Source organism: Huintestinicola sp. (genome assembly GCF_051882455.1).
Taxonomy (GTDB): Bacteria; Bacillota; Clostridia; order Oscillospirales; family Ruminococcaceae; genus Huintestinicola.
In genome coordinates this window covers 1-25,314 of sequence record NZ_JBJERV010000051.1, presented here as the reverse complement: position 1 = coordinate 25,314, position 25,314 = coordinate 1, and the positions used below count along the sequence as shown (strand labels likewise).

28 protein-coding genes and 1 tRNA gene are annotated in these 25,314 nt (G+C 48.0%); 11 read left to right on the top strand and 18 right to left on the bottom strand.

The window, feature by feature from the left end:
• Positions 1-36 precede the first annotated feature (36 nt).
• Positions 37-123: transfer RNA gene (locus ACI4J0_RS06790), tRNA-Leu, on the top strand.
• A gap of 108 nt (positions 124-231) precedes the next feature.
• Here ACI4J0_RS06790 and ACI4J0_RS06785 read toward each other — a convergent pair.
• The 6 genes from ACI4J0_RS06785 to ACI4J0_RS06760 form a co-directional block, all read right to left on the bottom strand.
• Entirely contained in the window at positions 232-540 is a 309-nt protein-coding gene (locus ACI4J0_RS06785) for a putative quinol monooxygenase (RefSeq protein ID WP_439765058.1), read from the bottom strand.
• 13 nt (positions 541-553) lie between these two features.
• Positions 554-928 (bottom strand): hypothetical protein, encoded by a 375-nt coding sequence (locus tag ACI4J0_RS06780; protein WP_439765057.1) that lies wholly within the window; start codon positions 926-928, stop codon positions 554-556.
• Positions 929-1,333: 405 nt separating this feature from the next.
• Positions 1,334-1,969, bottom strand: coding sequence for a hypothetical protein (locus tag ACI4J0_RS06775; protein ID WP_439765056.1), 636 nt, complete (start codon positions 1,967-1,969; stop codon positions 1,334-1,336).
• 253 nt (positions 1,970-2,222) lie between these two features.
• On the bottom strand, positions 2,223-2,606 hold the full coding sequence (locus ACI4J0_RS06770; protein ID WP_439765055.1) for a hypothetical protein: 384 nt from the start codon (positions 2,604-2,606) through the stop codon (positions 2,223-2,225).
• 26 nt (positions 2,607-2,632) lie between these two features.
• A complete protein-coding gene (locus tag ACI4J0_RS06765; RefSeq protein WP_439765054.1) occupies positions 2,633-3,001 on the bottom strand; it encodes a hypothetical protein in 369 nt (122 codons plus the stop codon).
• Between the two features lie 24 nt (positions 3,002-3,025).
• Entirely contained in the window at positions 3,026-3,277 is a 252-nt protein-coding gene (locus tag ACI4J0_RS06760) for a hypothetical protein (RefSeq protein WP_432649334.1), read from the bottom strand.
• A 124-nt stretch (positions 3,278-3,401) separates the two neighbouring features.
• Here ACI4J0_RS06760 and ACI4J0_RS06755 point away from each other — a divergent pair, with 124 nt between their 5' ends.
• Positions 3,402-3,881: a YfcE family phosphodiesterase gene (locus tag ACI4J0_RS06755; RefSeq protein WP_439765053.1), complete on the top strand. Its 480-nt coding sequence runs from the start codon at positions 3,402-3,404 to the stop codon at positions 3,879-3,881.
• Positions 3,882-4,104: 223 nt separating this feature from the next.
• On the opposite strand, the gene ACI4J0_RS06750 is transcribed toward ACI4J0_RS06755, so the two are convergent.
• From ACI4J0_RS06750 to rpmE, 8 genes are all read right to left on the bottom strand, one after another.
• Positions 4,105-5,367, bottom strand: a complete 1,263-nt coding sequence (locus ACI4J0_RS06750) for a hypothetical protein (protein ID WP_439765052.1) — start codon at positions 5,365-5,367, stop codon at positions 4,105-4,107.
• Positions 5,367-5,882 carry an RNA polymerase sigma factor gene (locus tag ACI4J0_RS06745; RefSeq protein WP_439765051.1) on the bottom strand — a complete coding sequence of 172 codons (516 nt, stop codon included), beginning with the start codon at positions 5,880-5,882 and terminating at the stop codon, positions 5,367-5,369. The genes ACI4J0_RS06750 and ACI4J0_RS06745 overlap by 1 nt, the downstream gene beginning before the upstream one ends.
• 175 nt (positions 5,883-6,057) lie before the next feature.
• Positions 6,058-6,480 (bottom strand): RrF2 family transcriptional regulator, encoded by a 423-nt coding sequence (locus tag ACI4J0_RS06740; protein WP_439765050.1) that lies wholly within the window; start codon positions 6,478-6,480, stop codon positions 6,058-6,060.
• A 27-nt stretch (positions 6,481-6,507) separates the two neighbouring features.
• Positions 6,508-7,587 (bottom strand): RNA polymerase sigma factor RpoD, encoded by a 1,080-nt coding sequence (gene rpoD, locus ACI4J0_RS06735; RefSeq protein WP_439765049.1) that lies wholly within the window; start codon positions 7,585-7,587, stop codon positions 6,508-6,510.
• Positions 7,588-7,619: 32 nt separating this feature from the next.
• Entirely contained in the window at positions 7,620-9,374 is a 1,755-nt protein-coding gene (dnaG, locus tag ACI4J0_RS06730) for a DNA primase (protein ID WP_439765048.1), read from the bottom strand.
• A gap of 35 nt (positions 9,375-9,409) precedes the next feature.
• On the bottom strand, positions 9,410-10,405 hold the full coding sequence (locus ACI4J0_RS06725; protein ID WP_439765047.1) for a deoxyguanosinetriphosphate triphosphohydrolase: 996 nt from the start codon (positions 10,403-10,405) through the stop codon (positions 9,410-9,412).
• A gap of 100 nt (positions 10,406-10,505) precedes the next feature.
• The gene (locus ACI4J0_RS06720; protein ID WP_439765046.1) at positions 10,506-11,135 is read right to left on the bottom strand and encodes a YigZ family protein; all 630 of its coding nucleotides are present in this window, start codon (positions 11,133-11,135) and stop codon (positions 10,506-10,508) included.
• 64 nt (positions 11,136-11,199) lie between these two features.
• The gene (gene rpmE, locus ACI4J0_RS06715) at positions 11,200-11,403 is read right to left on the bottom strand and encodes a 50S ribosomal protein L31 (RefSeq protein WP_178726512.1); all 204 of its coding nucleotides are present in this window, start codon (positions 11,401-11,403) and stop codon (positions 11,200-11,202) included.
• Between the two features lie 464 nt (positions 11,404-11,867).
• Between rpmE and ACI4J0_RS06710 the strand changes: the two genes are divergently transcribed.
• From ACI4J0_RS06710 to ACI4J0_RS06685, 6 genes are all read left to right on the top strand, one after another.
• The gene (locus tag ACI4J0_RS06710; protein WP_439765045.1) at positions 11,868-12,593 is read left to right on the top strand and encodes a hypothetical protein; all 726 of its coding nucleotides are present in this window, start codon (positions 11,868-11,870) and stop codon (positions 12,591-12,593) included.
• A gap of 126 nt (positions 12,594-12,719) precedes the next feature.
• The gene (locus ACI4J0_RS06705; RefSeq protein ID WP_439765044.1) at positions 12,720-14,114 is read left to right on the top strand and encodes a nucleotidyltransferase family protein; all 1,395 of its coding nucleotides are present in this window, start codon (positions 12,720-12,722) and stop codon (positions 14,112-14,114) included.
• On the top strand, positions 14,107-14,295 hold the full coding sequence (locus tag ACI4J0_RS06700; protein ID WP_439765043.1) for a DUF896 domain-containing protein: 189 nt from the start codon (positions 14,107-14,109) through the stop codon (positions 14,293-14,295). Before ACI4J0_RS06705 ends, ACI4J0_RS06700 begins: the two co-directional genes overlap by 8 nt.
• A gap of 85 nt (positions 14,296-14,380) precedes the next feature.
• Positions 14,381-15,532, top strand: coding sequence for a carboxynorspermidine decarboxylase (gene nspC / locus ACI4J0_RS06695; RefSeq protein WP_439765042.1), 1,152 nt, complete (start codon positions 14,381-14,383; stop codon positions 15,530-15,532).
• Between the two features lie 15 nt (positions 15,533-15,547).
• On the top strand, positions 15,548-16,222 hold the full coding sequence (locus tag ACI4J0_RS06690; RefSeq protein WP_439765041.1) for a metallophosphoesterase: 675 nt from the start codon (positions 15,548-15,550) through the stop codon (positions 16,220-16,222).
• A gap of 92 nt (positions 16,223-16,314) precedes the next feature.
• On the top strand, positions 16,315-17,154 hold the full coding sequence (locus ACI4J0_RS06685) for a DNA glycosylase (RefSeq protein ID WP_439765040.1): 840 nt from the start codon (positions 16,315-16,317) through the stop codon (positions 17,152-17,154).
• On the opposite strand, the gene ACI4J0_RS06680 is transcribed toward ACI4J0_RS06685, so the two are convergent.
• Complete coding sequence (locus ACI4J0_RS06680; protein ID WP_439765039.1) at positions 17,148-18,281, bottom strand: hypothetical protein; 1,134 nt, start codon at positions 18,279-18,281, stop codon at positions 17,148-17,150. The genes ACI4J0_RS06685 and ACI4J0_RS06680 overlap by 7 nt on opposite strands.
• Positions 18,282-18,390: 109 nt before the next feature.
• On the opposite strand from ACI4J0_RS06680, the gene ACI4J0_RS06675 reads away from it, so the two are divergent.
• Complete coding sequence (locus ACI4J0_RS06675; protein WP_439765038.1) at positions 18,391-19,983, top strand: NAD(P)/FAD-dependent oxidoreductase; 1,593 nt, start codon at positions 18,391-18,393, stop codon at positions 19,981-19,983.
• A gap of 8 nt (positions 19,984-19,991) precedes the next feature.
• Here the strand turns inward: ACI4J0_RS06675 and ACI4J0_RS06670 are convergent, their stop codons facing one another.
• Genes ACI4J0_RS06670 through ACI4J0_RS06660 form a run of 3 tightly spaced genes read right to left on the bottom strand, consistent with a single transcriptional unit; the run spans position 19,992 to position 23,635 of the window.
• On the bottom strand, positions 19,992-21,575 hold the full coding sequence (locus tag ACI4J0_RS06670; RefSeq protein WP_439765037.1) for a leucine-rich repeat domain-containing protein: 1,584 nt from the start codon (positions 21,573-21,575) through the stop codon (positions 19,992-19,994).
• Positions 21,562-22,083 (bottom strand): hypothetical protein, encoded by a 522-nt coding sequence (locus ACI4J0_RS06665; RefSeq protein ID WP_439765036.1) that lies wholly within the window; start codon positions 22,081-22,083, stop codon positions 21,562-21,564. The genes ACI4J0_RS06670 and ACI4J0_RS06665 overlap by 14 nt, the downstream gene beginning before the upstream one ends.
• Positions 22,084-22,108: 25 nt before the next feature.
• Positions 22,109-23,635, bottom strand: coding sequence for a 4Fe-4S dicluster domain-containing protein (locus tag ACI4J0_RS06660; protein ID WP_439765035.1), 1,527 nt, complete (start codon positions 23,633-23,635; stop codon positions 22,109-22,111).
• Positions 23,636-23,845: 210 nt separating this feature from the next.
• Between ACI4J0_RS06660 and ACI4J0_RS06655 the strand changes: the two genes are divergently transcribed.
• Complete coding sequence (locus tag ACI4J0_RS06655) at positions 23,846-24,763, top strand: hypothetical protein (RefSeq protein ID WP_439765034.1); 918 nt, start codon at positions 23,846-23,848, stop codon at positions 24,761-24,763.
• Positions 24,764-24,768: 5 nt separating this feature from the next.
• The gene (locus ACI4J0_RS06650) at positions 24,769-25,122 is read left to right on the top strand and encodes a hypothetical protein (RefSeq protein ID WP_439765033.1); all 354 of its coding nucleotides are present in this window, start codon (positions 24,769-24,771) and stop codon (positions 25,120-25,122) included.
• Positions 25,123-25,314: the final 192 nt, after the last annotated feature.

Sequence of the window (25,314 nt, the reverse complement as noted above, 5' to 3'; positions counted from 1 at the left end):
CAAAGGTATAAAAAAGGTGTATAATAATTAAGTAATGCGGATATGGCGGAATCGGCAGACGCGCTAGATTCAGGTTCTAGTGGTAGCAATACCGTGTGTGTTCAAGTCACATTATCCGCACCAAGGCTTAACGAAGCCGTTTAAAGCCCCTTGCAGATCGGCTCTGTAAGGGGCGTTTTTTTGTGTACTTTTTTCTGAGGTCGAGTGTTATATACTTGACCCGATCGGAATTTATCTGCTGATATCCCTCGGCTCATCAATATATCGCTCAACTCTGAGACGGAGCTTGTACTTGTCTCTGAGCTTAGCGATACTTTTCATCATCTCCGACTTGTGATGAACGTCAATGGCAGTCTGATCTTTCCAGCGGTCTATGAGGAGCACAGTTTCGGGGTCGTTCATGGGGAAGAAATACTCATATTTTTCGTTGCCCTCCTCGGCTCTGACAGCGTCGGCAATGCCGCTTGCTTCCATTTCCTCCGCAAATTTACGGGCGTTTCCGTCTGTGCCTGTGTAGTAAAGATTTACGGTTATGCTCATTTGAAAAACTCCTTTAATTTTGTGTCCGCCTTTTTCCGATATATACTCCAAGAAAATATCCCCCTGCCAATCCGGACAGTTCAAGCATGGCAAAGGAAAAATATGCGATCGAGAATGTTCCGAGAAGGTAAACCATACCGAGAATAACTGCGGCAAGCATTACGGGAAGCCATATGTCCCGTTCCTTCAAAATTGCGGCTGAAAATGCAGAGGATAAAAATGTTGTGACGGGAACGGCAAACAGGCTCAGCATAAACGCCTCAATGCCGTTATCCGAGAAAACGCTTATGAGCAGGACTGTCACTCCCGACAAGGCGATGCACCCGAAGGCAAGCAGAAGCTGTTTTATAATATCATTTTTTATGGCTTTAACATTAGTATCGCTCATAGCCTTCACCTTCCTTTTAATCATCATATCATAAACCGACGGACAAGTCAACAGGCAGAAAAAAATTATCGCTGCGAATAAATGGAAATGGACTATTCTGCCTGTCAAGCCTCTGCTTAACTATCTCGTCGGGCTCAGCTGTTTTAAGCTGTAAGCACGTTTCGTGCATAAAAACAGCGCACACCTTTCGGGTGTACGCATAAGAAAACCGCCTCAGAGTGGGCGGTTATTATTCAATCTTCCCAATTGGGATTAAATTCATATTTTTCACATTTTAATGGTTCTTTGCTTTCAATAGTTATCTTGCACATTTCAAGCGGAATGCCGTTAGGATATACTTCGCAAGCACTCCAAGGAGCATTATCAAGCACTTTATATTTTTGGCAGCTCATACATTTTGAATATTTAATCATCGTTTTCATCTCCAAGACCAAAGAAATAATTATATAGCTTTTCCCATTTCTTATGCTTAATATCGTTCATTTCAACCATCGCCATAGCATCGGCTGCATATTCAGCATCACTTGTTTTAGAGTTTTGTGAAGGGCATAACTTTAATCTATCTTCACCTTTGGGAATAAGTTTATGTACCTTTGAATGCGCATTATCAATTTCATCTCGTGAAACAAAATGCATAAATTCGTGCGTAATAATGAACTCGGTATTTTCGTGACCGACTGGCAATAATCGCTTCTTTTTCATTCTGTCAAGGAAATCTGCTGTCGCCTCGGCACTATTCATATATTTTGAGTTTAAATGGAGCGAACCGTCAGGAGAAACAAAAGCAAAGTCTTTTTCGTCCATTTTATCATCAACAAATATTTGAAAGAAGTGTTTCTTGTGCTTTTGGTTCAACTCTTCAAGCTTGTCAAGCATAGGCTGAATAACGTCTGTATTTTTCAACTTTGAAAAATCAACTTTTCCCGCCATAAGTTTTTCCTTAGCAAACGCAAGAGATTTTTCAACGGCTTTTTTATCGGCTTGCTCAGAACGTATTATGTATTCTTTTTCGTTTAGAGTGAAGCTTTCATCAGCAGCCATTTTGTAGCTTGCCTTTATTGTACCACTTCCGCCGCCATTTGTCAAGCCATTTTTTACAGCCTTCCTCTCCGCCCAAACCGTCTTAGCAGACTTGCTCCTATCATACCCATAAACCTGAGTCCTGTCGTAGTGAGTACCCAGCCCGCAGTCCCGGGAGAACTGAGAATACCTCTCCTTCTGCGCCGATAAGATCAACAGATACCCGAAAAAAGCCCCTCCCCGAAAAACGGAAAGAGACTTTCATCTGTAAGTATCACATCATAATGTAAATAAGCGCCGCAAGTATCACCCAGTCCGCACCGCTTCTTGCGAGTATCACGATAAGAGCCATAAGAATGAGCTTTTCATTATCAAGACCGCTTATCCCGAGAAATGAAAGGGGATCACTCCTTGACGGCTTGCTTTCATCGGGCAGAGTGTTCGGAGCTTTCTGAGCGGGATCTGTATTCTGAGATGCATTCTGCACCGTGGCATTGGGGGGATAGGCTCTGCCTGCGGGCGGCGGCTGAGGACGGGGCGGAGCCATTCCCATTGCGCTGTACCGCATATTTCCCGAGGGCGGACGCTGCTGCTGTCCCGGGCGCTGCATCTGTCCGATGTTTCTGGAATTATACCCGTATGGGATATTTTCAGCCAATTTGTCCACACCCTTTCCGATAAAAGTTACAGGAGCTTATCCAGATTTCCCAGCATACCGCTTTTTTTCAGCTCGGAAAAAACGGCGTACATTTTCAGAAGTTTGACCGCCTTGTCTGCCTTTGCCTGCCGCTCCGAGCTGAGATATGGCTTCAGCGCCAGAATAAGTGCTCGGTTTTTGTCGTCACTCCCTGCCGCCGAGACCGCACCCATCAGACCCATAAGCATTGCAGGGTCAAATCCTCCCGAGCTGTCCTCAGAAGGGTCACGAGCAGGCTGCTCAGTTTCCGAGCCGCTCTCCGTCTCGCTTTTGAGCAGATCGGCAAGCTCTTTTATCTGCTGAAGGCTTTCGGGATCGCCGAGAACGGAGCCAAGCATATCGTTCATATTGTCCATGATCGGCACCTCCCGAAAATCGTATTACCTGCCGCCGGTCAGCTTTTTGTAAAGAGCCTGTGCCTGGGGTGCGCTCATCATTTTTTCAAGGAGCTGGGGATTTGACAGCACCTGATTGAATTTCCGAGCCTCCTCGGGCTTCATATTCTTCATTGCGTTGTCGAATTTGCCCTGCATAAGCTCCTGTCTGAGCTTTTCGGGGGGAATGCCCAGCTTGCCGCTTACGGTTTTAAGCAGAGCGTCCACGTTCTGAGGGTTGGTTCCTTTGATATCCATAAGTTATCCTGCCTTTCTAAAATTGTTGTTCAGAATGTTTCCGAATTTTCTTTATATATTTATGTTATCATAAAGAAAAACAGAACGACCGCCTGATATCATAATATGCGTAAGGAGAATAAATGTGAGAATTGTTGCAATGTCCGACTCCCACGGAGACAGCTATGCTCTGGAGAAAATTTTTGAAAAAACGGCAGATACGGGGAATATTTTCGTTCATCTCGGAGACGGCGAACGGGAGCTTGATATGATGAGAATTAAATATCCTAACCTTGACATAAGGCACGTTGCAGGGAACTGCGATTACAGGTCAATGTCCCCCAATATGGAGATAATTTTTGCGGGAGATGTGAAAATACTCTGCACTCACGGTCATCTTCACGGCGTAAAATACGGGACTGAGACTCTCCGCTCCATTGCAAGGGACAACGGCTGCAAGGCGGTGCTTTTCGGGCATACCCATTGCCGCTATGAGAGTCTTGAGGATGGGATATATATGCTCAATCCCGGCAGCTGCTCCTGCCCGAGAGATTTCAGAGATCCATCTTTTGGCTGGATAGATATTACTCCTGCGGGGATAATTACTAATATTGCCAATGTGTGAGAAGAAAATATATTTCCTTATGACCATCTGAAAATAAAAAAGAAATGCGCCCCGAAATCAGGGAAGTACCAATAAAGAAGTTCTATCGGTACCGAGCGACAAACTTTGAGCATTTCGCTGATTAACAAGCGAAATGACAAAGGGGTCGCCCCTTAACGGAGCGCATTTTTTATAACAGAACATAAATTGCTGATATTTCCCACAGCAGGGGAGAAGAACATTATTATGATATAAGCCCGAACAGCACGCCGTCAAGCTCGTTGTACTCCTCTTCTGTCAGTTCAAAGGTGTAGTAATTGCCGCCGTAGGCAAAGCAGATGTATCTGCTGCCCATATAAATACGCATGGCATTTCCCTGTTTGTCAGCGTAGTCGATGATGTAGCGGCTGTCCGAGGGGGCTTCTGCGGAAAGAGACGCTTCACCCTCCCGGGCATAGGCGGATATCTCCTTGTTGAGAGTCAGAAGCTTTGAAACGCTTCTGATCTCCTTGGGTTCGTATGTCACCACAGTGCCGTCCTCCGAGTTAATGTCCTCAAAGGTTGGAGTTATGACCGCCGTGGAGTTCTGAGCAGGAAACTCGGAAACTGCGCTTTTGGGCGAGAATGACGCCGCCCTTGACATATCTGCGGCAGATGTGACATCTGTTGACGGAGCTTCTTCGATCGCTTCGTCATTTTCTTCGAAGTCAGCCTCCTCATCCGTTTCGCCTTCCTCAGAGAAAGGCTCAAGGATAAGCACGGTTTCCAGCGGCAGATCGTTATCCTGTTCGCCGCTGTCATTTTCAAACGGAGCGGCTTCCACAGGCGCTTCCTCGATTATCTCTTCCTCAGCTGTTTCTGCGGCAGCGTCCTTTGTATGAGCAGTGGTTTCAGCCGAAAATGCAGCCGCTGCAGGAGCTTCTGCACCCTCGCTTGTTGAGCCTTCGGTAACTGCTTCAGACACGCTCTGAGGAGCGGTATCGGAATTTGATTCGGGAGCAGTTGTCTCCGCATATTCGGATAATGCTGCCGTTTCTGTTGAAAGCGCGCCTTCGGTTGAAAGTGTGCCTTCATTTGAAAGTGTGTCTTCTTCTGAAAGCGTGTCTTCTATTGAAGACAAGGCTTCTGAAACGCTTTCCTCTGCTGTGATTTCGGATTCCAGAATGTCGGTAGCCTCCGTAACGATACTGTCTGTTGCAATTACGGAAGGGTCGGAATCCTCGTCAAAGATACCTGCATTGTTAAGCGCAACACCTACCATAAGGCAGGCTGCCGCTGCCGCCGCGGTGGAAACTACCTTGATGAAATTTATCCTGCGCGATGTCTTAAACTCATTTCCCGAAACGTTTACGGAATTTTCCGAGGGCAGTATGTCCTCGTCTGTTTCGGGAATAAGCTCCTTGCTGTCACGAAGCTCTGCCATTAACCTTGCTGTCCGTTCCTTGAAATCGGGAGAAATTTCCTGATATTCAAGAGCTTTTTTGTATTTATCCGAAAAATCGGGCATCAGAAATCATCTCCCAGTTTTTTCTTTAAAAGCGCCCGCCCACGTGCAAGCCTTGTGCCTGCGGAAGCGGTGCTGATATGGTTTGCGGCGGCTATTTCGGCGATACTCAGCCCCGTGTAGTAATACATATGGATAACAGTCCTGTATTTGTCGGGGAGCTCCATAACAGCGTCGAATACAGCTCTGGAGGTATCGTCAAGTCCGCTGTCCTCCTGCCCCAGAGCAGGGGACGACAAATTATCATCTATTGAGCTTGTTTTGCTTACCCAGCCCGATTTAAGGTGATTTTTGCACTTGTTGACCGCAGTTTTTATAAGCCACGCCTTTTCATGATTTTCATCGGTGAAAACGGGCTTTCGCTTGATTATCTCGCAGAAGGTCTCCTGCGCTATATCCTCTGCGTCATGCATATTACGGACGTAGGAGAAGCATAGTCTTATTAACGGCTCTGAGTAGGCGTCAAGCACATATCTGATGTATCCGTCGTCAAAGGTACCTTTTGAGCCGGAATACATAACGTAGGTTCCCCCTGTCTTTAAAGCGCTTCTGATATATAAACAACCGGGAAGCGCAGTTTTTTTCAAAAAATATCACAAAATACTGCACAAACTTTTAATATATAATTTGTGAATATTGCCTATACAAAAATTCTCCCCCATCAGGGACAGGGAGAAATATATATCATAAGTATTATTTGCCTGATATGTTTTTATCGTCATTCAGAAGATCCTGGAAAGTGCAGGAAGCAAGCTTTTTGTTGACCATCTCGCTTATCTCGTTGAACACGTTCTGATAGCAGCAGCAGCCCTTTGCGCCTCTTGTGCAGACGAAATCCTCCTCGTGACAGCGATTAAGGTAATAATCTCCCTCAACCGATTCAATAACATTCAGCATAGTTATCTCCGAGGGAGCCTTTGCCAGCTCGTAGCCGCCCTGCATACCCTTGTATGACCTTACCAGACCTGCGGACACAAGCTTTCGCAGAATTTTAAGTGAAAAGCGCAGACTGACGCCTGTGCGCTCGGATATGTTTTTTGCGTCGATACGCTTGTTTTCAGCGGCAAGACAGCCGATTATCCTCACAGCGTAATCCGATTCGAGAGTCAGACACATCTGATTTTATCATTCCTTTCGGGGATATCAGTCAAGGAAATCCTTGACCTTTTTGCTTCTGCTGGGGTGACGGAGCTTTCTGAGAGCCTTTGCTTCTATCTGTCTGATACGCTCTCTTGTTACGTCAAATTCCTTGCCGACCTCCTCAAGAGTGCGGGAACGGCCGTCCTCAAGACCGAAACGGAGCCTAAGTACCTTTTCCTCTCGCTCTGTAAGAGTGGAAAGCACTTCTCCAAGCTTCTCCTTGAGAAGAATGAGGGAAGCGGCGTCCGCAGGGGCGGGAGCGTCGTCATCGGGGATAAAGTCGCCCAGATGGCTGTCCTCCTCCTCACCGATGGGTGTCTCAAGAGAAACGGGGTCCTGTGCGATGCGCATTATCTCCCGAACTCTTTCAACAGGCAGTCCCAGCTCTTCGGATATCTCCTCGGGTGAGGGGTCGTGACCGTTCTTGTGAAGAAGCTGGCTTGAAGCCTTCTTCACCTTTGTGATGGTCTCCACCATATGAACGGGGATACGGATAGTTCTCGCCTGGTCCGCAATAGCTCTTGTGATAGCCTGTCTGATCCACCAGGTAGCGTATGTGGAGAACTTAAAGCCCTTGGTGTGGTCGAATTTCTCAACAGCCTTTATAAGACCCAGATTTCCCTCCTGGATAAGGTCGAGAAACTGCATACCTCTGCCCACATATCTTTTTGCAATGGAAACAACGAGACGAAGGTTAGCCTCGGCAAGTCTCTGCTTTGCCTTCACATCGCCCACAGCCATACGCTCCGCAAGCTGTATCTCCTCCTCGGGGGTGAGCAGGGGAACGCGGCCTATTTCCTTTAAATAGATCTTTACGGGGTCGTCAATGGCGATGCCCTCGGTGGAAAGTGCAAGCTCGAGGTCGTCCTGTAAGGAGATGTCGTCTATGGCAAGCTCCTTTTCGGCGTCAAAATCCTCGATGATATCAATGTTCAGGCTCTGGCAGTTATCGTAGAATGAATCTATCTGGTCAACGTCCAGATCAAGCTTTTCCATCACATCGTTGATCTCGGTGGTGGTCAGTCTGCCGTGTGCACGGCCCTGTTCCATCAGGGTCTCCATAGCCTTATCGGTATTGTTCATATATTTTACAGTCCTTTCGGTTATTTTTATGATCATTTTCTGCTGCGTATCTTTTTCGCAAGAGAAAGAAAATCGTCATCGGAAAGCGCCGAGGGAGGAGCCGCCGTCTGCTCCCGTTCACGCCGTTCTTTAAGGATATTTATGTAATCTTCGGCGGCATTTCTGTTCAGTTCAAGGGTCTGGGCTTCCGATAATATCCCGGTTATTTTGCCCATTTCATCGGCAGGAAATTCACTTTGAAGCGATAATATGTTAAAATCCGCCGACTCTTTCATACCCGATATCAGCTTTTCATAGACCTTTTTGTGGAATTCTGTCAGAAAACAGTCGGAGGACAGACTTTGCTCCACAAAGGAAAGCTCTTCGGGGTGAACGCAGAGGTAAGCGATAATTCCCTGCTCGGCTTTATATTCCTTCGGGAAATTCACCGCCGCAGGGTCGGTCTTTCGCTTCTCGGAAAAGGTGCGTATCTCGTTCCAGGTCTGCTTTTTGTCTGCGTTTATCCTCTTGCGGATGACCGAGTTGACCTGAAGCTCCAGAGCATCTCGTGAAATGTTCTGCTCCTTTGCTATCTTTGAGATATACACGCTTCGCTCCACAGGGGAGGCTATCTGCGAAAGCACGTCAACGCAGCGCTTCAGATATTCCACCCGTCCCGTATCGCTGTCAAGGTCAAGGTCATTCCCGCACTTCGACAAGCGGAAGTTTATGGCTCCGTCCGAGTTGTCAAGGAGCTGCTTGAAGCGGAGCGCGCCGAATTTCTTGATAAATTCATCGGGGTCCTTGGCGCCCTCCATCTTGATTATCTTTGTTTTGACTCCTGCCTCGCTCAGCAGGTTTATGGCTCTCTGAGTGGCGTTCTGACCCGCTCCGTCCGAGTCATAGGCGATTATCACCTCGTCGGCGTACTGGGACATTATCCTTGCCTGCTCGGGGGTGAGAGCCGTTCCCAGAGTGGCTACCACGTTTTCAAAGCCTGCCTGATTGACGGCGATAACGTCCATATAGCCCTCTGCCAGAATGAGCCTGCGCTCGTCCGAACGCTTGGCAAAATTCAGTGAGAAAAGATTGCGGCTTTTCTTGAAAACGGGAGTGTCCGATGAGTTGAGATACTTGGGTCCCTCCCCATCGATTATCCTGCCGCCGAATGCGATCACATTTCCCCGCAGGTCGATTATGGGGAACATGACCCTGTCGCGGAAGCTGTCATAAACGCCGCCCTTCTGACTTTGCCTTGCAAGGTTTGCGGCAACGATCTCCTCCTCGGTGCAGCCCTGGGATTTGAGATAGTCGGTGAGATACCGCCATTCATCGGGAGCATAGCCCAGACCGTATTTGGTAATGGTCTTGACGGTGAGCTGACGGGAATTAAAATACAGCCTGCCCTTTTCGCCCCTGCTGTCCTTCATCAGGGTCTGATGAAAATAACGGGCAGCCATACGGTTTATCTCCAGTATACGGGCTTTGAGCCTGCTGAGATCGTTGTTCTTTGCTTCCTCGGGCATACTCATTCCCGCTCTCTGAGCAAGGAAACGAACTGCCTCGATATATTCAAGATTTTCCGCTTTCATCACAAAGGTGATGACGTCGCCTCCCGCTCCGCAGCCGAAGCAATGGAAAAACTGCTTCCCCACGCTTATATGGCAGGAGGGAGTCTTTTCCGAATGAAAGGGGCAGAGGCAGACATAATCCCTGCTGCTTCGTTTCAGGCTCACGTATGAGCCCATCACCGATTCAATGGGATTATTCTGTTTGAGCTGCATTATAAAATCCTCGGGCAGGGGCATTGTTCAGCCTCCTTTCGGGAAAATGCCAAAGGTATTTACTGAATGTGCCAGCATTTTGGCACGAAAAGGTCGTTATAAAGATTTATGGCATAGCCGTCGCTCATACCCGAAATATAGTCGCACACCGCCCGCTCCTTGGAGAAACGGTTCATAATGTTTACATATTCCTCGGGCATTTTGTCGGGGTTTTTGAAATAATAGCGGAAGAGCTTTTCCACAAGCATTTTCGCCTTGACTTCCTCGTCCTTTGCGGCGTTGTTGTGATAAACGTGCTCGAACATAAAGTCGTAAAGCTCGTCCTCGGCGGCTTTGATGTGATCCTCAAGCTTTATTTCTTCCACTCCGCTTCTGACCACCGACATTATAAGGGTGGTTATCCTTTCGCTCTTGGAGTGACCGAGAACGCTTACCGCATTTTCGGGGAGCATATCCTCGGTGATGACGCCTGCTCTGAGGGCGTCATCTATATCGTGATTTATGTATGCTATCTTGTCGGCAAGGCGGACAACGCAGCCCTCCTTGGTAACGGCTGTTCTGTTGGTGTGGCAGGCAATGCCGTTTTTTACCTCATATGTAAGGTTAAGACCCATACCGTTTTTCTCGATATAGTCTACCACACGGACGCTTTGCAGATAATGCTTGAAGCCGAAGGAGCATATCTCGTTTAAAATAGCTTCTCCTGCGTGTCCGAAGGGGGTGTGACCCAGGTCGTGACCCAGTGCGATAGCTTCGGTGAGGTCCTCGTTGAGCCGGAGAGCCCGTGAGATGGTCCTTGCTATCTGGGACACCTCAAGCGAGTGGGTGAGTCTGGTTCTGTAATGGTCGCCCACGGGAGAGAGGAACACCTGAGTTTTATGCTTGAGCCTTCGGAAGGCGTTGCAGTGGAGTATGCGGTCTCTGTCACGCTGAAATTCTGTGCGGATAGGGCATTTCGGCTCGGTGCGCACTCGTCTGCCTGTGTGCTTGGAAGTGCAGGCGTCCTTGCAGAGCGTGCCCAGCTCGATAATTTCAAGCTCTTCGCGAATAGTCATACATATCAACCCTTTCCCCGAAATCACTATCTGTATATATATACTCAAAAAAAGGCGAAAAAACTTTTTTTGAAAATGATGTTTGTAGATATGCACAAATTCATGCGAAATTCTCAAAGGATTCTTCGCCCTTCTGCACAGTTATCCTGCCGTTTGCCGTATCAATGAGCTTTTCGGTCAGGGCATCGGCGAGGGCTGTGCGGCAGAGGAGCGAGATGGTCACGTTATCCGCAAACTGTGTATCGGTTATCTTGACCTCAAACTCGGGGAGGATATTTGTCAGCTTGCCGTAGAGGTTGTAATCGGCGGTTATCTCAAAGGGATAGCAGGAGCGCATTATCATACGCTCTGCGGCGTCCACGGCTATCTTGGCGCTGTGGGAATAGGCTCTCACAAGACCGCCGCCGCCCAGAAGTATGCCCCCGAAATAACGGGTCACAACGCAGCACACATCGGTCAGCCCCTCCTTGCGAAGGACTTCAAAAACAGGCACGCCTGCGGTTCCCTGGGGTTCGCCGTCGTCGCTGTATCTGGTAATGCTGCCGTTGCGGAGAATGTATGCATAGACGTTGTGGGTCGCCTTGCGGTGCACCCCGCGTATCTCGTTTATAAAAGCCACCGCTTCCTCGTCTGTTTCCACGTGGCGGATATAGCCGATAAATTCGGACTTTTTCTCGGTAAAGGAAGCTTCGGCGCTGCCCTTTACCGTCTGATAATCGGGAGCGTTCATGGGAAAACTCCTTTCTAAAAAAATTGCCTGCGTGAGTTACGCAGGCAATTTAAAAATTCTGACATTACTTGTCCATACCGAAACGCTTCTTGAAACGGTCAACACGTCCGCCTGTATCAACGAGCTTCTGCTTGCCTGTGTAGAAGGGGTGGCACTTGGAGCAGATTTCAACGCGGATATTCTCCTTGGTGGAACGGGTCTTGATCACGTTGCCGCAAGCACAGGTGATGGTTGTTTCAACGTAATTGGGGTGGATTCCCTCTCTCATTGTCAGAGCACCTCACTTTCATCTATGGGAACCTCGTTTAAACCTCCTTATCGGCAAATTTTCTATGACTTTATTCATCTGCTGCGTTAACAAACCTTGTAATACATCAAGTATTACTGCGATTTGTTGCCTTGCAGCTGAATAAAGTCATTGACGAAAATTTGCTCGAGTCCCGGTTTAAACGAGAACCCCTCAAAATAACATGACCGACATAGCAGCCCATCACATTACTTCGGACAGTAGTGCTACATAATCATTTACGGATATAAATTATATCACATTATTCTTTATATTGCAAGGGGTTTTGAAATTTTATTGTAAACTTTTTGTGAACGCAGAGCAGGGTGAGACTTGTTGTGACATTTGTCACTGCATTAAGTTACAGATGACACATTGTACTCTGTGACTATAACATATATAATGATATCACAAAGCAAAGAGAATGTCAAAGGGAGGAATGGGTTATGTATAAATTCAGATATTTAGCTGCACATTCGGCAGACGTGAGTAAATTCAGAGAGGTAAATTCTTTGCTGAATGAAAAATATCCTGAGCTTACAAAAATCAAACAAACAGAGGAAGGCAGTACAAGAGTGACATTTTTTGCAGATGACCGGGAAGTACTATGTCTCATAATTGATAAGTCCAATAAGTGCGTAGAGGTTATGAGCAGCGAAAAAATTGATTTCTTATGCTGTTATAACGCTGAAAAAATACATACTGATGTTACAAATTTATCGGTTGGTGCGCTGTTTTCAAAAGGTGATCTGTCAAAAGGGGAGCTTTGGGGCTTTCAGATCGCTTTTCTGTTCCTTAATATTTTTATTGGCTTACTTAATTCGGGGACATTTTCGCTCGGATTTATGACGGGAGGATTTGACGGACCTTTTGAAACGCCTGTAAGAAATTTTCTGATGTGTCTGCCCTTTGCCGCCGTTTACTTCTTTTCATACCGATATTTTCGCAGCCGCGGCATTTCGCCCGTTCGTGCAAGGTTTATTCAGCTTGGCGGAGTGGCGGTGCTGATCGCCTGCATATGTGCCGTTATAGGCATTTTGGCGCATATTGCCGTTTCGCTTATACTTATCCTTCTGTTTATGTGCGCTGTAAACATAGCTGCTTATGCTATGCTGACGGCAATGCTTCTGGAGTTTATGGTATCAATGATCGCCTCAATAAACGGACATTGAGTTTTTTTCTCAAAAGCCCTTGCAAATATTTTAAATGTGTGATATAATTAAGATTATTATGGGTAAATGTTGTTATGATGTGCGTTTACCGGTTATTACCAATTACTTTCAAAGGACGGTCGAATAATGAAAACTTACGGAATTATCTGCGAATACAATCCCTTTCACAACGGTCATATCTATCAGATAGAGGAAACAAAGAAGCAGACGGGTGCTACTCACATCGTTGCTGTTATGAGCGGCAACTATGTTCAGAGAGGCGAGCCTGCTCTTATGGACAAGTTCAAGAGAGCCGAGATCGCTGTCAAGAACGGCGTTGACCTTGTTATCGAAATGCCCGTTCAGTACAGCCTGGCAAATGCCGAGCTTTTTGCCCGCTGCGGCGTTCTTATGCTGGGTTCACTCAGATGCGTTGAGGGTATTTCCTTCGGCAGTGAGTGCGGAAGCGTGGAGCAGCTCATTCAGTGCGCCGACGCTGTTCAGGAGGTAACAACTCCCGAGAACATCAAGCCCCTTATGGAGCAGGGCATTCCCTTCCCCGACGCGGTCCAGCAGCTTGTGTCCTACAAGTACGGCCCTCTGGTGGGCGATATCCTTAATTCTCCCAACAATATCCTTGCTGTTGAGTACATCAAGTCTCTGAAGATCCTGGGACTTCTTGACAAGATAAAGCCCTTTACTGTCAAGCGTGAGGGCGCTGAGCACGATTCCGACAGCCACAGCTCCACTATTGCCAGCGGCAGCTATATCCGTCAGCTTATCGATGACGGCGAGGACTTCTCCGCTTTCGTTCCCAAGGAGACTGCCGACGCTGTTGCGGAATATGAGGACAAGGAGCTTCTTTGCTGGTTCGAGAATTTCGAGAGAGTTCTTCTTTACCGCCTGAGAACAATGTCTCCTCAGGAGCTTGCTATGACTCCCGATGTGGGTCAGGGTCTTGAGAACAGGATATTCCAGGCTGCAAGAGTGGCTACCTCTCTTGAGGACCTTCTCGACAAGATAAAGGTAAAGCGTTATCCTATGTCCCGTATCAAGAGGATCCTTTTCAATGCTCTCTTCGGCATCAGGACAGATGACCTCAAGGTGCCTCCCACCTTCGGACGCATACTTGCTCTTAATGACAGGGGCGCAGAGATACTTAAAATGGCAGGCTCCCTCCCCGAGGACAAGCTTTCCATTCCCTTCAGCTCCTCTCTCAAGGACTTCGTTGAGGCAGGCAAGCAGAACAAGAACGTTATGCGCGCAGTGGGCATGACCACTGTTTCCAGCGATATCTATACTCTCGGCTCCAGAAATATCCGCCCCAGCGGCATGGACTTTACGGGCAAGGTCACTTTTGACAAGATCGAAGGCTTTGTTTCCGAGCTGCCCGAGGATATGAAGACCACCGCTATGTCGGGTACTCCGGAAGAGGTCGAGAAGATGAGAGCCGAAAGAGCTGCGGCTATGGCTGCTGAAAAGGCTCCCGAGGATACCTCCGCAGAGGAAAAGACCGAGTCCGAGGAAGAAAACAATGACTAAGGAAAAAATTGACCGTATCAACGAGCTTGCCAGAAAATCCCGCGAGCAGGGACTTACCGATGAGGAGAAGCGTGAGCAGACGGAGCTTCGCTTTGAGTTCCGCAGAGGTGTTGTGGCTAATCTCAAGTCTCAGCTCGATAATATCGAGTTCGTTGACGGTACAGACGATAATAAAAAATAACTTATGATACTGTCGGACAGTTTGCGGGTGCCTTTGGGTGCCCCATTGCCGACAGTATTTTTGAATACGGAAAGGACGGTTTACTATGCCCGGTTTTGATTTAAGTTCAGTCAGAACGCCCTGCTATGTGGTGGACGAAAGACTGCTTGAGAAGAATATGAAGATACTCAGGAGCGTTTCCGAGCGGACAGGCTGTAAGGTGCTCCTGGCGCAGAAGGCGTTTTCTATGTACAGCACTTATCCTCTTCTGGCAAGGTATCTTGACGGCACTACCGCAAGCGGTCTTTATGAGGCAAGGCTGGGATATGAGGAGATGAAGGGCAGGGAAGTTCACATTTTCTCTCCTGCGTACCGTCCCGAGGAGTTTGAGGAGATAACCGAGATCTGCGGTCATATCGTATTCAACAGCTTTGCTCAGCTGAGAAGATTTAAGCCTGCTTTGGACAAGGCGGCTGAGAGGGGCAGGAAAATAGAATGCGGTATGAGGGTAAATCCCGAATATTCGGAGATAGAGACTGCCATTTATGACCCATGTGCGGGAATTTCACGTCTGGGAGTCAAGGCGGAGGACTTTGAGGAGGAGCTGCTTGACAGTCTGAGCGGTCTGCATTTTCACACCATGTGCGAGCAGAACAGCGATGTTCTGGAGAGGACCATTCCCCATTTTGAAGCAAAATTCGGAAAGTACCTTCCGAAAATGAAGTGGGTCAATTTCGGGGGCGGTCATCACGTTACAAGAGATGATTACGATGTTGACAGGCTTGTGAGAGTTATCAGCTATGTGCAGGACAAGTACGGCGTTCAGGTGTATATCGAACCGGGTGAGGCCTGCGCCCTTAATGCGGGGTGGCTTGTGGCGACTGTTCTTGAGGTGTATGAGAGCGGTGGACATTCCCATGCTATAATAGACGCTTCTGCCGCCTGCCATATGCCCGATGTTCTGGAAATGCCCTATCGTCCGAGAATTATCGGCGCGGGGGAGAGGGGAGAAAAGGCGCACACCTATTTTATCGGCGCGGCGACCTGTCTTGCGGGGGATTCCATCGGGGAATATTCCTTTGACAAGCCCCTTTGTGTTGGCGACAGGCTTGTGTTCTGCGATATGGCGATTTACACTATGTGCAAGAACAACACCTTCAACGGTATCGGGCTGCCTTCCATTTACCGTATCGATACCGAGGGCAGAGTTATCCTTGAGCGGGAGTTCGGCTACGGGGATTTCAAGGGCAGATTGTAATGCGAGGTTTTTGATATGATTTGCGTTATGGGTGATACTCACGGCGATTACAGCCGCTTTTCACACAGGTCGGTCAAACAGCTTAAAAAGGGGGATTTCCTCATTATCTGCGGCGATTTCGGCTTTGTATGGGACGGCTCGGACAGGGAAAAGGCTATGCTTAAAAAAATAGGCGGGAAACGGTTCACTACACTGTTTCTTGCAGGCAGTCACGACAATTACGACCTGCTGGAAAAATATCCCGAGGAGGAGCTTCTTGGCGGCAGGGGGCGGCATATCTGCGGCAATCTGTTCATGCTTTCTTCGGGGGAGATATTTGACATTGACGGGATAAAGGCTTTCGTTTTCGGCGGCGGTCAGGCTTCGGACATTGATGCGCGCATCGAGAACGACACCTGGTGGGAGCAGGAGCTTCCCGATGAAGAACGGCTTGAGGAGGGCAGGAAACGGCTATCCGATGTTGGAGACAAGGTGGATTACATATTTACTCACGAGCCCCCCGGCTCTATTGCTGAGTTCCTTGATATGGGCAGTTCGCGGAGCTTGCCCATGAGCAGGCTGAATATTTATTTTGACAAGCTGAAAAATGAGGTGGGCTTCAAGCTGTGGTTCTTCGGAAAGCTTCATAAAAATAAAGTTGTTCCGCCTAAATATGCGGCAGTATTTGATGAGCCGTATATTATCGGATGATACAAATGTGCTGAAATAAAGACGAAATATTTGTTTGATTTGCGGATTGACAAATCAGAATATTTGTGCTATTATATTAAAGGAATGTGGCTATGGATTATGAAGTAAAAAAAGAGGGCATTATTCTCTTTGAGGAGAATATGTCCTTGGACGATACTCTTGACTGCGGTCAGGCTTTCAGGTGGGAGGCGGTTCCCTCCGATCATTTCCGCACATACAAGGGCTTTTTCAAAAATATACCGCTGACCATCTCCGAGACGGAGCGTGACAGCGGAAAATTCATTCTTCACGGAGTTTCCGAGAAGGATTTTCTGGATATATGGTTTGATTATTTTGATCTGGGAACGGATTACGGCGAGCTGAAGCGGCGCTTTTCCGAGGACGAGACATTATCCGCCGCCTGTAAATTTGCAAAGGGCGTCAGGCTTTTAAAGCAGGATGGGGAGGAGTGCCTCATTTCCTTTATCCTGTCCCAGAACAACAACATTCCCCGTATCAAGGGGATAATCGGCAGGCTGTGCGGAATGTACGGCGGATTTCCCGATATTGAGAAGATGAAGGGGGTCACTGCAGAGGAGCTTGCACCTCTGAGAGCGGGCTTTCGGGCAAAGTACATCGAGGACTGCGTAAGGCGTGTTACAAGCGGTGAAGTGAGCCTTGAGAGAATTGCGGCAATGCCCACGGAAGAGGCTAAGAAGGCGCTTATGACGGTCAAGGGCATTGGTCCCAAGGTGGCGATGTGCGTGCTGCTTTTCGGCTTTTACAAGACTGACGCTTATCCTGTTGATGTGTGGATAAAGAGGGTAAACGAGAGGTTTTATCCCAATGGGCTGCCCCAATGTGTGAAGGGCGTTGAGGGAATTGCTCAGCAGTATCTTTTCCACTACATCAGGACCGCCGGGGAGGATATGGTCTGTCCCGGGGTTCAGTAGTATATATCGATGGAATATACGGCGTCGGCAGGGATTATGATATTGCTTGTTATGCCGATGTAGGCGTCGTTCCAGAGGGTTATGGATATGTCGGTATTTTCCGAATAGATCGGGATATAGCCCGATGATGTGTCTATCTGAAATCTGTCTCCCGATTTTCCGAAAAAGGTGTCCTGCGTGAGGACGCCCTCGGCAGAGCTTGTCATTCGGGCGGTGAAGGTATAGTCGGCGTATCTTTCGGTGACGGTGGTCTCTGCAATTTCCCACGATGACAGGGAGGTCTCGGTTTCGGTCATTATTTCGCTTACGGAGGTCAGCGCAGGCACAGGCTCGGCGATTATCCTAAGAGAATAGCTGCCGCTTATCTGTTTGCTGCCCTCTTCGGGGCTGCTGTCGGGCGTTTCGGGAATAAGGTCGGTTATTTCGGCGGTGCTGTCAAGCTCAACTTCGATTATATTGCTGATCCTGAATTTGTTTCCCGCAGGGACGTTTACCACGAGCTTTTCGCCCCTGTCCGCAAAGAATGTATACTCATTAAGCGTGCCTATAATGTATGTATCGGCAATTTCCGCAACGGTAATTGTGAAGCGGTCTGCGGAGACAGGCTCGATGTTTTCGATGTCCTGCTCGGATATCTGACAGGGATATGTTTCCATTATGGCGGCGTTTTCCGAAAGAGTCAGGATTATCTCGCCGCTGTCGGTGGTGTACATTCCTTTGGGAACGGTGATATCTACAAGGTCGCCTTTTTTGCCGAAAAATGCGTCCTCACACAGCTCGCCCCTTGTGCTGTCTGTCATTTTTATGCGAAATGACAGCTTTGCGGGTGAGGGGGCTTCGGTGCTTTGGGTCACAGACGGCTCGGGTTCGGTCTCGGATACGGGCGGTTCTGTACGGACGGCTGTTTCCGATGTAACTGTTTCTTCGGTCACGGGGCTGAAAGAGATAGGGGGCGGTTCGGTTTCCGTTGTTTCGGCTTTCGGAGGCTTGGCAGTCTGCTCGGTCTCGGTCATTATTGTGGGCTTGGTATCGGTGATGATATCGGTCTCCTCGGGCGGCTCGTTTTCCGTTTTGGCACAGGCGGTCAGGGCGAGGACGGTCAGAAATATCATTATCAGCTTTTTCATATTCATCATTCCATTCACGGATAGAATTTTCCCTTTATTTATAAAACAGTTGAAAAGGACAAAAGGTTACACTGAGATTGTAAAATTATTGTGAATTTTAAGGAGTAATATGGCTATTATTATTTCAGGAATTTCCCTGCCTGTGGGAACGGGTGACGGGGAGATAATTGCCGCCGCTCTGAAAAAGGCGGGCATATCACATAAAAATGCGGTGAGGACGGGGATACACAAGATATCCCTTGACGCGCGTAAACAAAACGATATCCGGACAGTCTCCTCGGTATGGGCGGAGCTTGAGAGCTGTGATGAGGAGCGGAAAATATGCGGCAGGCGGGATAATTGCGCTTTGGTCGACATTACACCCTTTACGCCTGTTATTTCGGGCGAGAAGAGACCTGAGGGGAGGATCGCTGTTGCGGGATTTGGTCCCGGAGGAATGTTCGCGGCTCTTGTGCTGGCGGAGGCGGGGTACTGCCCAGTGGTTTTTGAGCGGGGAGCTGATGTTGACAGGAGAGCCCGGGCGGTGACGGGGTTCTGGAACGGCGGCAGCTTTTCTCCCGAGACAAATGTGCAGTTCGGAGAGGGCGGTGCAGGTACATTTTCCGACGGAAAGCTTACCACTCGCATCAAGGACCCTCTTTGCAGGTTTGTGTCTGCGAGACTTACAGAAATGGGCGCTCCCGAGGAGATACTTACTAAGGCAAAGCCTCATATCGGCACGGACAGGCTCAGAGGTGTGGTCAAGAATATCCGAAGAAGGATAACCGAGCTTGGGGGAGAGGTTCGGTTCAATTCACGGGTGGAGGATATTTGTGTACGAAACGGGAACGTCTGCGGCGTTGTGGTGAACGGGGAGGAAATTCCCGTTTCTGCGCTTATCCTTGCGGTGGGTCACAGTGCAAGGGACACCTTTGAGATGATGTATTCAAAGGGGATAGCTATGGAGCCTAAGCCCTTTGCGGTTGGGGCGAGGATCGAGCATACCCAGGAGAGCGTTAACAGAAGTCTGTACGGCGTTCATGCGGGCGATCCTGCGCTGCCTGTGGGGGAATATCAGCTGAGCTACACTAAAAACGGCAGGGGAGTTTACACCTTCTGTATGTGTCCCGGAGGAACGGTGGTGCCTGCTCAGAGCGAGGAAAATTCTGTGGTCACTAACGGCATGAGCGAGTTTGCAAGAGACGGGGAAAATGCAAATGCGGCTCTGGTGGTCAGCGTTTCGCCCGAGGATTTCGGGGGCGGAGTTTTAGGCGGTGTGGATTTTGTCCGCAAAATTGAGAGGGCGGCTTTTACTTTGGCAGGAAAAAATTATGCCGCTCCCGCTTCAACTGTGGGCGCATTTCTTGAGGGAAAGGGCGGTATCGTTTCTCCTACCGTTACGGGGACTTATGCAAGGGGAGTTGTTCCCTGCAACTTTAACGATGTTCTGCCGCCCTTTGTTACGGATATGATGAGGGTCGGACTTGGTGTGTTTTCAAAGAGAATGGCGTGCTTTGGTGACAAGGGCGCTTTGCTTACGGCTCCCGAAACAAGAACATCCTCTCCCGTAAGGATCCCACGGGGAGAGGATATGTGCAGCTTATCGGTTAAGGGGTTATATCCCTGCGGTGAGGGTGCGGGCTATGCGGGGGGAATCATGTCTGCGGCGGTGGACGGCGTAAGGCAGGCTTGTGCGGTCATGAGGGAATTTAAGCCGGAATAAATCTAAGGTTATTGATTAAGTCCCATAAGCCTTTCCGCTTCTTCACGGGAAGAAACGGGGCAATAGGCAGTTGTGCCGTTCATATATGTAAAGTCGCTGCTCACGTCTTTTTCGGAATATATGCTAACGGGATTTTTTTTGTAATATTCGGAATTTGTATTGCGGGTGCCTGACATACTGCCTGTTACGCTTCCGGGAACGTATATGCCTTTAAGTGTTGTTCCTGCCATAAGGCTTCTGTAATCAGCCATTTCGGTTTTATTGGAAAGAAGGACATATTCAAGCTTTTCACAGCCGCTGAACCACCCGTATGTGTACTCTTCGGCGTGATATTCCATATTGTCGCCGTAGCCGTCAATGCTTATGCAGAGCTCGGCTGTTTTTAGCTCCGTACAGCAAGCAAAACAGCCTATGCCTATCAGTTTTATGCTGTCGGGCAGCTTTATTTGGGTAAGGGCGGTGCAGTTTCTAAAGCAAAAATCCGGAAGCTCCGAAACTCCTTCTTCAAAAGAAAGCTCTTTAAGAGAGGCGCAGTATGCAAATGCACCGTTGTCAACTTTGGTGCCTGCGGGATATTCAAGGCTTGTGATATTATTGCACATTAGGAATGCGTTTGCGCCGATGACCTTTACGCTGTGGGGGATCTTGACAGAGACAAGACCGCTTTGAGAGAAAGCTCGTTCGCCTATTTCGGTAAGGCTTTCGGGAAAATCAAACTCTTTGAGAGATGTGCAGCTGTAAAAGCAACCCTCGGGGAGCTTTTCGGTACTGTCGGGGAGAGTTATTCTTACAAGGCTTTCGCAGCCTGCAAAAGCATAACCTGCTATTTCGGCAACGCTGTCGGGAACTATTATCTCAGTCACGTTACTGCCTTTGAAGGCATCCTGACCTATTCTTGTAACATTATCGGGAATAACGACTTTGCCCCGGGTATTGCACTTCTGCAAGGTTTTGTTCAGGATAAAATAAGGCTCCTTCGCTTCAAAGGGCGTGTCACTGAAAGCCATATCTTCGTAAACGGCATTTTCGGGCAGGTCAACATTTTCAAGTGCGGTACAGTCTGCAAATGCTTTGCTGCATATTTTGCAATTTTCGGGGAGCATTACCTCGCTGAGGGAAACACAGCTTTGGAAAGCACCATAGTCAATTTCGCTTACATTATCGGGAATATCTATTTTTTCAAGGCTTTCGCATTTATAAAATGAGCCGCCTCCGATATGTTCAAGGCTTTGGGGAAGCTTAACGCTTCTGAGCTTTTTTAATTTTCCGAATGTGCCGGATATTTCGGTAACTCCTTCGGGAATTTCTGCGGTCTCAATAAGGTTATCAAACGCTTCGATATTCCGTGAGAAGCGGATTATTTTTGTCACCTTTTTCCCGTTTATTTCCGAAGGAAAAACAAAATTCCGTCTTGGCAGACCTTTGTAATCAATTATGTATAGAGTACCGTCATCAAGCTCCGACGCTTCAAAGCTGTCGGGGTTTACGGGGGAGTTTAAAATAATTATAAAGCCTGCTATTGCGGCGATAATGAGGGCGAGGATAATGAGAATTATCGAAACTGCCGTTAATTTCTTTTTATGAGTTTTCATTCTTTTCACCGCTTTCCGCAAAGGAAGCCTTATATTCGGGAAGTATTGCCTTGATGAAAACAAATGCGTTTACCACAAGCATCACGCCGAATATTATTCTTGCTGCTGCTTCGGGAATGAGCAGGGATATGCCGTTCATATCTCCGCCGCCGAAAAAGCCGCAGAGAATGCTTAGATAAATCGGGTCGAGGAGCAGCATTGTTATTGATGTATAGTACATCACACAGCGGAAAACGGGGCTTTTTGCGCTGCATATCCTTTTTCTGAGGGCAAGGAGGATATATGCTGCAAGAAGACTTGCTAACGCTCCCGCAAGGCAGAAAATGCCCATTTGAAAATCGGACATTCGGTCGTTAAAGACATCTATCTGGACGCCTATGCCCATAAAGTTTATCTGCTTGAATACTCCCATTACAAGGGCTGTCAGCAGATGTGCACCCTCGTGAATAAGATAGTATATCACTACTGCAGAAATTATTCCTATGTATTGTCTTGCTCGTTTGCTCATATGATCGTCCTCCTGATTTTTGTTTTTATTCAAGATCGTCCTTTTCAAGCACGTCAAGGTCGGCTACATATTCGGTCTCGGAAGCAGTCTGTTTGTCAGCCTGCTTTTTGTATTTGTCGATGGCTATGGTCGCCTTGTTTACAGCGCAAAGGGTTCCTGCGCCTGCCACACAGCCGCCGGGACAGCCCATTCCTTCAAGAAGATAACCCTTGTATTTTCCTGCCTTTGCAAGCTGGAGCATTTTTTTGCACTCGTGAAGTCCCTGCGCCGAAGCAACCTTGACCTCCCTGTCGGGGGCGATCCGCTTTATCTCCTCGGCTACTGCTCCCGCAACGCCTCCGCTTACCGCAAAGCCTCGTCCTGCGCCTGTTCCCTCATTAAGAGGTACATTTTCGCTGTCGGGGATATTTTCAAGGTCAACGTCCTTTGCGGCGAACATTCCCATAAGCTCCTCAAAGGTGAGGACGAAATCCACGTGACTGCGTATGGTCCTGCGGCTGGCTTCGAGCTTCTTTGCGGCGCAGGGCCCGATAAAGGCTATGCGGCAGTCGGGATCCTTTTTCTTCTCAAGTCTTGCGGTAAGCACCATCGGCGTAAGCGCCATCGATATATTTTGGGCAAGCTCGGGGAAAAGCTTCTTTGCCATTACAGACCATGAGGGACAGCAGGAGGTTGCAAGAAAATCCAGCTTGTCGGGAACATTTTCCACAAAGTCCTTTGCTTCCTCGATGGTGCAGAGGTCTGCTCCCACCGCTACCTCCACAACGCTGTCAAAGCCCAGCTGTCTCATGGCGTAGGTGAGCTTTTCGGGAGTCACCTTGGGTCCGAACTGTCCGTAAAATGCGGGGGCTACTATGGCAACTACCCTTTTGCCGGTTTTTATGGCGTGAATGAGCTGGAAGATCTGTCCCTTGTCGGCAATGGCTCCGAATGGGCAGCTTACAAGGCACATTCCGCAGGAAACGCATTTATCGTAATCTATCTTTGCTCTGCCGTGCTCGTCGCTGCCGATGGCGTCCATTCCGCAGGCTTTTGCACAGGGACGCTCAACCTTTAAAATGGCGTGATATGGGCACACGTCCTTGCATCTGCCGCATTTTATGCACTTGCTCTGGTCGATCTTTGATTTGCCGTGGCGTATCTGTATGGCTCCCTTGGGGCATACCTCCTTGCAGGGATTTTCAAAGCAGCCCTGGCACACCTCGGTAACGTGGTAATGCTTTGTGGGGCAGGCGTTGCAGGCAAAGCTGATGATATTTACAAGGGGCGGGTCATAATACTTCTCGGCAATGGCGCTTTCGTTAACGCCCTTGGAGACGGGAGCGTGCTCGCTTACGCTTCTCAGCGGCAGACCCATTGCAAGCCTTAAACGCTCTTCAACAATGGCTCTTTCGAGAAAAATGGACTCGCGGTGCGTTGCCACGTCCCCGGGGACTATCTTGTAGGGCAGATCTTCCATTCGCGTATAATCGCCGCCCTCGTAGGCAAGCCTTGCGACTTCGGTGAAAACCTTTCGGCGCATATCTGTGACTGATGAATATATTCCTCTCATGATCTTAAAATCCTTTCCTTGGGGCTGTAAAACGCTTTTACAGCTATCAATATAATTTTACATCTAAATCGTATAAATGTCAAGGTGGATATGGGCTTTTTAATAATTTTGTTCTTATTATAATTTTTGTTAAAATCTACACAAAAGCTATTGACGGGTGAAGGAAAATCTGTTAAAATAGTATTATAATGTGATTTGTGAGGTCTATATATGAGCATAAATTTTCATCTTCCCGATTTTTGCGGCAACTATAAAATGAACCTTGCCTTTGCGGACGCGTTAAAGGAACGTCCCGAGCTTTTTTATGACGGGGTCAAGATCGCTTCGTCATACGGCTGTTTTCCTCCTGCGGCGTGGAACGGGGGCAGGGCGGCGGTGGGCGCTGTCAGACGGGAGTTTATCGATTTTATCATCAAGGAATACAATTCACGGGGTATTCCTATAAGATACACCTTCACCAACCCCCTTGTCACCGAAAAACACCTTTCAGACCCCTTCTGCAACATGATCACAAAGGCGGCGGAAAACGGGCTTAATGAAATTATCGTGAATGTGCCCGTCCTTGAGGAATACATAAGGAAAACTTACCCGCAGTATCCGCTCATCTCCTCCACCGTCAAGCAGATAGAGGACAGGGACCGGCTTCTTTCCGAGCTTGAAAAGGACTTCAAGCTTGTGGTCCTCGATTACAACTGGAACAACCGCTTTGATGAGCTTGAGGCTTTGCCCCATAAGGATAAGATAGAGCTGCTTGTTAATTCCTACTGCACGCCCCACTGCAGGCGGCGGAAGAAGCATTACGAGTTCCTGGGAGAAAGGCAGTTTGAGCTCAACAGGCAGGTATTCGGCTTGGAAAGCGATATGATGAAGCCTATTCCCGATACTCAGTTCCCATGTCCCAATACGGATATGAATTTTTACGATACCCTTGCTTTTGAAACTCACATTTCGCCCCGGGCGATTTATGAAAAATACGTGCCGATGGGCTTTGAGAATTTCAAGATAGAGGGCAGGCTCATGCACCCTGTGAATATCCTTGAAAGCTATCTTTATTACCTTGTGAAGCCCGAGCACAGGGACAGGCTAAGGGTGGATATGCTCAGAGCGCTTCTGGCAAAAAAGAGGTAACGTCTATGGGACTGTTTGACATCTTCAAAAAGAAGTCCTCCGAGGAACAGCCGCTTAAAAAACGGCTCGCTTCAATGAAATGCAAGCTTGTGAACTATGTTGCCGATGATTTTGAGGTGCTTTGCGGTGAGATGGACAAGAGCGAGGAGTATCTTCTGAAGCTGAAGCCTGTGAATTATTACGCTCTAAAAAACGAATACATCGAGGCGGCGTTTTACTCGGATGATGAGCATGAGGAAAATTATGTTATTTTCCGTCTGATGAAGCTTGACAAGCCTGTTATGGCAAGCGGTATATTCAAGGTCTCCAAGGACGTGCTGCGCAAGGCGTATACAAAGCTGGGAGCGGTAAATTTCTGAACTTTCTTTTCATTTAAACTGTAAATTTTTATGTGTTTTTTACAAAAACCTCTTGACAAGAAACCGATTACAATGTAAAATGTATTTAATACAACACGGAAGTATTTCTGTGAAGATCAAAGTTCACTTTTTAAATTTACATATGGAGGAAAAAACAATGAGCGAATATTTCAAGAACATCGGCAAGATCCC

Bases quoted from the DNA above. Each gene is read 5' to 3' on its own strand.
- ACI4J0_RS06785 (WP_439765058.1), bottom strand. From the start codon at position 540: ATGAGCATAACCGTAAATCTTTACTACACAGGCACAGACGGAAACGCC.
- ACI4J0_RS06780 (WP_439765057.1), bottom strand. From the start codon at position 928: ATGAGCGATACTAATGTTAAAGCCATAAAAAATGATATTATAAAACAG.
- ACI4J0_RS06775 (WP_439765056.1), bottom strand. From the start codon at position 1,969: ATGGCTGCTGATGAAAGCTTCACTCTAAACGAAAAAGAATACATAATA.
- ACI4J0_RS06765 (WP_439765054.1), bottom strand. From the start codon at position 3,001: ATGGACAATATGAACGATATGCTTGGCTCCGTTCTCGGCGATCCCGAA.
- ACI4J0_RS06760 (WP_432649334.1), bottom strand. From the start codon at position 3,277: ATGGATATCAAAGGAACCAACCCTCAGAACGTGGACGCTCTGCTTAAA.
- ACI4J0_RS06750 (WP_439765052.1), bottom strand. From the start codon at position 5,367: ATGCCCGATTTTTCGGATAAATACAAAAAAGCTCTTGAATATCAGGAA.
- ACI4J0_RS06745 (WP_439765051.1), bottom strand. From the start codon at position 5,882: ATGTATTCCGGCTCAAAAGGTACCTTTGACGACGGATACATCAGATAT.
- ACI4J0_RS06740 (WP_439765050.1), bottom strand. From the start codon at position 6,480: ATGTGTCTGACTCTCGAATCGGATTACGCTGTGAGGATAATCGGCTGT.
- rpoD (WP_439765049.1), bottom strand. From the start codon at position 7,587: ATGAACAATACCGATAAGGCTATGGAGACCCTGATGGAACAGGGCCGT.
- dnaG (WP_439765048.1), bottom strand. From the start codon at position 9,374: ATGCCCCTGCCCGAGGATTTTATAATGCAGCTCAAACAGAATAATCCC.
- ACI4J0_RS06725 (WP_439765047.1), bottom strand. From the start codon at position 10,405: ATGACTATTCGCGAAGAGCTTGAAATTATCGAGCTGGGCACGCTCTGC.
- ACI4J0_RS06720 (WP_439765046.1), bottom strand. From the start codon at position 11,135: ATGAACGCTCCCGATTATCAGACGGTAAAGGGCAGCGCCGAAGCTTCC.
- rpmE (WP_178726512.1), bottom strand. From the start codon at position 11,403: ATGAGAGAGGGAATCCACCCCAATTACGTTGAAACAACCATCACCTGT.
- ACI4J0_RS06710 (WP_439765045.1), top strand. From the start codon at position 11,868: ATGTATAAATTCAGATATTTAGCTGCACATTCGGCAGACGTGAGTAAA.
- ACI4J0_RS06705 (WP_439765044.1), top strand. From the start codon at position 12,720: ATGAAAACTTACGGAATTATCTGCGAATACAATCCCTTTCACAACGGT.
- ACI4J0_RS06700 (WP_439765043.1), top strand. From the start codon at position 14,107: ATGACTAAGGAAAAAATTGACCGTATCAACGAGCTTGCCAGAAAATCC.
- nspC (WP_439765042.1), top strand. From the start codon at position 14,381: ATGCCCGGTTTTGATTTAAGTTCAGTCAGAACGCCCTGCTATGTGGTG.
- ACI4J0_RS06690 (WP_439765041.1), top strand. From the start codon at position 15,548: ATGATTTGCGTTATGGGTGATACTCACGGCGATTACAGCCGCTTTTCA.
- ACI4J0_RS06685 (WP_439765040.1), top strand. From the start codon at position 16,315: ATGGATTATGAAGTAAAAAAAGAGGGCATTATTCTCTTTGAGGAGAAT.
- ACI4J0_RS06680 (WP_439765039.1), bottom strand. From the start codon at position 18,281: ATGAAAAAGCTGATAATGATATTTCTGACCGTCCTCGCCCTGACCGCC.
- ACI4J0_RS06675 (WP_439765038.1), top strand. From the start codon at position 18,391: ATGGCTATTATTATTTCAGGAATTTCCCTGCCTGTGGGAACGGGTGAC.
- ACI4J0_RS06670 (WP_439765037.1), bottom strand. From the start codon at position 21,575: ATGAAAACTCATAAAAAGAAATTAACGGCAGTTTCGATAATTCTCATT.
- ACI4J0_RS06665 (WP_439765036.1), bottom strand. From the start codon at position 22,083: ATGAGCAAACGAGCAAGACAATACATAGGAATAATTTCTGCAGTAGTG.
- ACI4J0_RS06660 (WP_439765035.1), bottom strand. From the start codon at position 23,635: ATGAGAGGAATATATTCATCAGTCACAGATATGCGCCGAAAGGTTTTC.
- ACI4J0_RS06655 (WP_439765034.1), top strand. From the start codon at position 23,846: ATGAGCATAAATTTTCATCTTCCCGATTTTTGCGGCAACTATAAAATG.
- ACI4J0_RS06650 (WP_439765033.1), top strand. From the start codon at position 24,769: ATGGGACTGTTTGACATCTTCAAAAAGAAGTCCTCCGAGGAACAGCCG.